At 63.0% G+C, this 6,604-nt stretch carries 6 protein-coding genes; 1 reads left to right on the forward strand and 5 read right to left on the reverse strand.

Annotation, left to right across the window (positions count from 1 at the left end; all coding sequences use genetic code 11):
* Window positions 1–15 precede the first annotated feature (15 nt).
* From AB5Y90_RS06995 to tnpA, 5 genes are all read right to left on the reverse strand, one after another.
* Window positions 16–1,650 carry an ABC transporter permease gene (locus tag AB5Y90_RS06995; RefSeq protein ID WP_270660482.1) on the reverse strand — a complete coding sequence of 545 codons (1,635 nt, stop codon included), beginning with the start codon at window positions 1,648–1,650 and terminating at the stop codon, window positions 16–18.
* A 74-nt stretch (window positions 1,651–1,724) separates the two neighbouring features.
* A complete protein-coding gene (locus AB5Y90_RS07000) occupies window positions 1,725–2,948 on the reverse strand; it encodes an ABC transporter substrate-binding protein (RefSeq protein ID WP_232099215.1) in 1,224 nt (407 codons plus the stop codon).
* A 17-nt stretch (window positions 2,949–2,965) separates the two neighbouring features.
* Window positions 2,966–5,119 (reverse strand): FAD-dependent oxidoreductase, encoded by a 2,154-nt coding sequence (locus tag AB5Y90_RS07005; RefSeq protein ID WP_270657342.1) that lies wholly within the window; start codon window positions 5,117–5,119, stop codon window positions 2,966–2,968.
* Window positions 5,119–5,700: a carboxymuconolactone decarboxylase family protein gene (locus AB5Y90_RS07010; RefSeq protein ID WP_021231092.1), complete on the reverse strand. Its 582-nt coding sequence runs from the start codon at window positions 5,698–5,700 to the stop codon at window positions 5,119–5,121. The genes AB5Y90_RS07005 and AB5Y90_RS07010 overlap by 1 nt, the downstream gene beginning before the upstream one ends.
* 99 nt (window positions 5,701–5,799) lie before the next feature.
* Window positions 5,800–6,216: an IS200/IS605 family transposase gene (gene tnpA / locus AB5Y90_RS07015; RefSeq protein ID WP_064338318.1), complete on the reverse strand. Its 417-nt coding sequence runs from the start codon at window positions 6,214–6,216 to the stop codon at window positions 5,800–5,802.
* Between tnpA and AB5Y90_RS07020 the strand changes: the two genes are divergently transcribed.
* The coding region (locus AB5Y90_RS07020) for an RNA-guided endonuclease InsQ/TnpB family protein (protein ID WP_368166724.1) at window positions 6,181–6,604 on the forward strand (424 nt) is incomplete at its 3' end. The two genes, tnpA and AB5Y90_RS07020, sit on opposite strands and share 36 nt — an antisense overlap.

A 6,604-nucleotide genomic window follows, 5' to 3' on the forward strand; every position in this document is an offset into this window, starting at 1 on the left:
TTCCATCATGAGAGTTCATCGTGAGCCGCCCCCCTTGAGCGCCGGATTGATCCGCGCCGGCAGCCAGAGCGCCAGCAGATAGATAACGAGCGGCAGCAGCAGTTGCAGCAGGCCGTAGAGCCCCGCCAGCCGCCGGTTGAGGCCACTGCCGATGGCCACCGCTTCGGTGGTGATGGTGACCACTCTGCCTGCGCCAAACAGCAGGGTCGGCAGATACTGGGCCAGGCTTACCGCCGCCCCGACACCGAAGGCAAATAGCAGAGGGCGGGCCAGTAGCGGTGCTTTGACCTGCCACCAGGCTCGCCACGGTGTTGCTCCCAGCAGCAGGGCGCTTTGGGTGATCCGCGGATCGAACTGACGATAGGGGCCGTGCAGGCACAAATAGACATAGGGAAAGACAAACAGCAGCTGGCTCCAGAGCACCCAGCTCCAGCCAATGGCGCTGCTTATCGAGTCATGTGCAAGCCAGTCCAGCCCGAGCCGGATGCCAAACAGCAGGCTGGCCTGCGGCAGCAACAGCGGCAGGCAGACAAGCCAAAGTGGCCAGCGGCGGCGCCCGGCTTGCACCTCCAGACTACACACCGCCATCACCAGCGCCAGCAAGCCACTCGCCAGTGCCAACAGCGCACTGGTTGCCAGCAGCGGCAGCAGGGTTGGCAGCAGATCCAGCCAGTAGTGACCGCTCCACTGACTGGGCAAGAGGGCGGGAAAGGGCCAGCGGCGCGCCAGCGACCAGAGCAGCAGGGCCGCCAGCACCGCCAGATTGAGGGTGATCAGGGTGAATGAAAAGCATGCTGCGAGCCGGTTGGCAAAGGAGTGAGGCATCGCCCGTTTGCCATCGAGCCAGCAGCCTTTGCCCACTTCTTGATGAAACCACTCCAGTAATCTGAGCAGGGCGATCAGCAGCGCCGTGATGGCGAGCAGCAGCAGGGCGCCGCTGGCGGTGGCACCGCGCCAGAGCAGATCCGGGTCCTGATACCAGAGCCACAACCGCACCGCCAGCGGGGCGGGGGCATCGGGCCCGAGCAGCTGGGCGAGATCCACCACCGCCACACCATAGGCTGCCACCGCATAGATGGGCAGGTGCAGGGCGGGCCAGAGCGCTGGCAGCAGCAGGCGCCACCAGATCTGGGGGGGGCTGAAGCCGAGGCTCGCCCCCAGCCACTGCTGGCGCGCCAGCGGGATGGGTTGCTGCGCGGCCATCGCCATCAGCAGCAGAAAGGGGGTCTCTTTGAACACGAGCAGTGTAATCAGCCCGAGTCCTAGAGGGTCGCGAATAGTCTGCCAATCGGGGGGCAGTTCAAATCCGGTAAGGGCTGGCGAGACGAGCCGCAGCAGCCAGCCGGAGGGGGCGAGCAGAAAGGTAAAACCGATGCCAAAGGCGACGTGGGGCATGGCCAGCATCGGCGAGAGCAGGCGGCGGAGCAGGCCGAAAGCCCGGCTGTCGCTGTGGGCCAGCAGCAGGGCGGTCAACAGCAGGCTACCGAGGGTCGAGGCGGCGCCAATCCACAGGCTCAGCGCAGCGGAGTGCCACAGGCCAGGCTGGGCCAACAGCAAGGCAAGATGAGAGGCGGTCATCCCCTCCGCCAGCAGTTGCCATAGCCCCGCCAGCAGGGGAATGACGAAGATCACCAGATAAACAACGCCCATACCCATCCCGCGGTGGCGGATCAGCAACCTGCGCCATGGTCGGGAGCGGGCAAGCGGGTGACCAGCGGCACTCATCAGTGGCCGTAACGCCCGGCCCAGGCCGCTTCCAGTTTGAGCTGCCAGCTGGGATGGGGCTCTGACACTGATTTGAAGCGCAATGCCGGTTGCCCCTTTGTGGAGTCAGGCTGGGCATCGGCCCGCAGCACGCTGGGATCACCCCAGAATGCCGGATTGGCCTTGCGCGCCTGCGCTGCCGGGCTCAGCAGGAAGTTGGCCACCACCTTGGCCCCGGCGCGGGCACTGGCGTTGAAGGGGATAGCGAGAAAATGGCTGTTGGTGAGCGCCCCTTTCTCCATGGCAACCGCCTCCACACTGGGGGGCAGGGCGCCAATCTGGGCGGCGCTTTGCGCCTCCTGCGGGTTGAAGCTGATGGCCATGGCCAGTTCGCCATCATCGAGCAGTTGGCGGGTTTCGGCGGCGCTGGTGGGGAACAGCTTGCCCTTGCGCCAGAGTGCCGGATGCAGCTCATCGAGCCAGGCCCAGAGCGGGGCGGTGAGCTTGGTAAAGTCGCTCTCGGTCGCTTCCCGATAGAGGGGGGCGGGGTTTGGCGTCAACTCCAGCAAGATCTGCTTGAGAAAGCTGGAGCCATGGAACTGGGGCGGCTTGGGATAGGTGAAACGGCCGGGATGGGCCTTGGCCCACGCAAGCAGGGCTGCAGCCGAGGTGGGCGGGCTGGCGACCTCTTCGGTGTCGACCATCAGATTGAGCTGGCCGATGCCCCAGGGGGCTTCCAGCCCTTCCACCGGCAGGGTGAAGTCCTCACTCACCGGCAGGCTGCTGTCTACCAGCGCCATGTTGGGCAGCTCAGTGGTAAAGGGCGCGCCAAGCAGCCCCTGCTCCTTGAGCGCCTTGAAGTTCTCACCGTTGACCCACAGCAGATCGATGGGGCCGCCAGCTTGCTTACCCGCCTGCTTGTTGGCCAGCAGCTGGCTGACGCTCTGGGCGATGTCATCTACCTTCACCTGCACCAGCTTGACCTGATAGTCGCGCGCCAGCTCCTGCCCGGCCCACACCAGATAGGCGTTGATCTCCGGGCTGCCGCCCCAGGCGTTGAAGTAGACGGTCTGCCCTTTCGCCTCCTCAAGGGTCTGTTGCCAGCCGTCGTCTGGATTGGCCGCCAACAGCGGGCCACTGGCCAGCAGTGGCAGGGCGCACAGCAGGGCGTTGAGCCGCTGTTTAAGCCGAGAGTTCTGGCGTGATCTGAGGTGTGAGCCGAGCAGTGAGAATGGCTTGAGCATAAACGTTTCCCTGATTGTCAGGCGCCACGGCGCCAGCGGTGATAACGGGCCAGCAACGCCAGCACCCGGGTGGGCTGGTGGGCCCGTTTCCATTCACCTGCCACGTATTTGTTTCCCTCCATCAGGGTGGGATAGGCGTGAATGGTGCCGAGGATCTTGCCAAGGCCGAGGCGGTGACGCATGGCGAGCACGAACTCGGCAATCCGCTCACCGGCGTGAGTGCCCACTATGGTGGCGCCAAGGATAGTATCCTTGCCCGGCACGGTCAGCACCTCGACAAAACCGTGGCGCTCACCATCGGCAATGGCGCGATCCAGCTCGGCCAGCTCGAAGCGGGTCGCCTCGAAGGGAATCCCCTGCGCCTCTGCCTCCTTGCGATTGAGGCCGACCCGGGCAATCTCCGGAGTGGTGTAGGTGGCCGCCGGAATGACCCGATAGTCGGCCCGAAAGCGCTTGAACTGGCCAAATAGGGCATTGACCGCCGCATACCAGGCCTGATGGGCGGCGAAGTGGGTGAACTGGTAAGGGCCCGCTACGTCTCCCACTGCCAGTATGCTGGGGAAGTTGGTGGCAAGAAAGCCATCGACCGCTATGGTGCCGCGGGGGGCAAACTCGACTCCCAACGCTTCGAGCCCGAAGCCGCTCACATTGGCGACCCGACCCAGTGCCAGCAGCAGTTGATCCCCTTCAATCACCTGCGTCTCATCGCCCCGGCGCAGTTGCAGCCGGATGGGCAGATCCCCCTCGGCTGCGGGCAGGTAGTCGGCTCGCTCGGCGCGCCAGCCGGTGAGTAGCCGCACGCCATCGCGGCTCATCTGCCCGGCCAGCGCGTCGGCCACTTCCCTATCTTCGCGGGGCAGCAGCTGCTCCGAGAGCTCCACCAAGGTCACGGGAATGCCGAGCTGGGCGAAGCTTTGGGCCAGCTCGCAGCCGATGGGGCCGCCGCCCAGCACCAGCAGGCGGCGCGGCGGGGTGCGCAGTTGCCAGAGGCTATCCGAGGTGAGGTAAGGCACCTGATCCAGCCCCGGCAGCTTGGGCACCAGCGGCCGGGCGCCGGTGGCAATAACGATATGGCGGCTGGCAAGGCGCTGGCCATTCACTTCCACCTCCCAGGGGGAGACCAGCCGCGCCTCCCCTTCGATGCACTCCACCCCAAGCCCCTGATAGCGCTTGATGGAATCGTGGGGCTCGACCGCCTTGATAACCTCAGCCACCCGCTCCATCACAGCGGCAAAATCGGCGCGGGAGTGGCTTGGGCTAAAGCCCAGCTCGTCGGCCTTGCGCTGCTCTGCGGCAAAGCGGGCGCAGCGGATCAATGCCTTGGAGGGGACGCAGCCGCTGTTGAGGCAATCGCCCCCCATCTTGTGTTTCTCGATGAGCGCCACCTTGGCCTTCACCGCTGCGGCGATATAGCTGGTGACCAGTCCACCGGCCCCGGCACCTATCACCAGCAGGTTGTAGTCATAGCGAGCGGGTTTGCGGTAGGTGGCGAGCAGGCGCCGCTGGGCGAGGTGTGCGGTCAATTTCTTGACCAGCCAGGGCATCAGCCCCAGCAGGGTCAGCGCCATCATCAGGCCGGGAGAGAGGATATTGCCGGTGCTGGTTAACTGGCCAAGCTCGCTGCCCGCCAGCACATAGACGAAGGTGCCGGGCAGCATGCCAAGCTGGCTCACCCAGTAGTAGGTGCTGACTCTGATGGGGGTGAGCCCCATCAGCAGATTGACCAGAAAGAAGGGGAATACGGGGATGAGGCGCAGGCTGAGCAGATAGAAGGCACCCTCCTTCGCCATGCCGGAGTGAAAGGTGGTCAGCTTGTCACCAAAGCGGGCCGTGACCCAGTCGCGCAGCAGAAAGCGGGCGCTGAGAAAGGCCAGGGTCGCGCCGATGGAGCTGGCAAAGGAGACCAGCAGCAGCCCCCAGGCGACGCCGAACACCGCGCTGCCACCCAGGGTGAGCAGGCTGGCACCGGGCAGGGAGAGGGCTGTGCTCAGCACATAGATAAGCACGAACAGCAGGCTGGCCGAGACAAAGTGGCTGTCGACCCATTGCGCCAGTGCCGCCTGCTGGGCCTGCAAGGCGCCCAGAGTGAGGTAACGGCCAAGATCGAGGGTAAAAAAGGTGCCGATGAGGCCCCCCATCACCAGCGCAAGCAGCAGGCGGGTCCGGTTCATCAGGCGTCCTTGCTGTCTGGCTGGGCGGGGCGTTCCGGTTGCACCGGTAGTTGGCAGAAGCCCTGCGGCGCGATATCGAGGGCGGCGTTGAACTTGGCCGACATGTTCTGGAAGGCGATAAGGCCGGTCAGCTCAACCATGGCGTCGTCGTCGAACCAGGGCTTGAGGCGGGCCGCCTGTTCATCGCTAACCCCATCCAGCCCGGTCATCGCTTCGGTGTAGTCGAGCACTGCTTTCTCCCGTTCATCGAACAGCGGGCTTTCGCGCCAGTTGGCCAGCGCCTCCACCTTCTCGCTGGAGCCGGCTCTCTTTACCAGGGTCATGGCATTGATGTCGACGCAAAAACGACACCAGTTGAGCTGGGAGACCCGCACCGTCACCAGCGAGCGCAGCACGGGGTCGATGGGGGATCGCTTGCGGTTGATGACCCCGTAGAGGGTAGCGACGGCGGCAAACAGGCGCGGCGAGCGGCCCCAGCATTTGCCCGGAATAAGCACCTGACCATAGTTGCGCTTTTGCAGCCAGAAAAAGGGGCGGATAAACCAGGCATATTCCCGGTCGGGTTTGACCTCAACGCGCATCAGTTACCTTCTTGTTGTTTCACACTTACCCAAAAGCACCGTAAAGCCCCGTCATTCATGGCGGGGATATAAGGTGTGAATGGCGTAGCCGTTCCATGGTTAATGAGGTGTTTGCTGTTGCTCGATGTACTGCCGGATGATCTCTATCGGAGCGCCGCCACAACTCGATGCAAAGTAAGATGGCGACCACAACATGCCCTTGTAGTAGAACTTGGCGGCGATGTCTGGCCGCTCTTTTCGCAGCACCCGACTGGATGCCCCTTTTAGGCTGTTCACCAGCGCCGATACTGCCACTTTTGGCGGGTAATTCACCAGCAGGTGAACATGATCAACCTCTCCATCCATCTCTTTTAGCTCTGCCTCAAAGTCAGCGCAGATCTTGGAGAACAGCTCTCTAAGGCGGTCGATGGCGGCATTGTCGAATACTCTTCTGCGATATTTCGTCACAAAGACCAAATGAACATGCATAGAGAAAACGCAGTGTCTGCCAGTTCTAATGTCATTGATTTTGCTCATAGACCAAAGTATATTATGGCCATGCAACGACTTCAAGCCTTCAAATATGAACTTCGGCCAGACGGCCAGCAACAGCTGCGAATGCGCCGCTTCGCTGGTTCATGCCGTTTCGTGTTCAACAAGGCGCTGGCGTTGCAGCAGGAGCGCTTTGAACAGGGCGAGAAGAAGCTCGGCTATGCGGAGCTGTGTAAACAGCTCACCCAATGGAAGTCGGAAGACTCAACCGCTTGGCTTGCCGAAACGCCCTCCCAACCCTTGCAGCAAACGCTAAAAGATCTGGAGCGAGCCTACACTAACTTCTTCGCCAAACGCGCCGATTTCCCTCGCTTCAAAAAGAAGGGTTTATCCGATAGCTTCCGCTATCCGCAAGGTTTCAAGCTCGATCAGG

It is taken from the genome of Aeromonas sp. R4-1 (assembly GCF_040908325.1).
In the GTDB taxonomy this organism is placed as follows: domain Bacteria; phylum Pseudomonadota; class Gammaproteobacteria; order Enterobacterales; family Aeromonadaceae; genus Aeromonas; species Aeromonas veronii.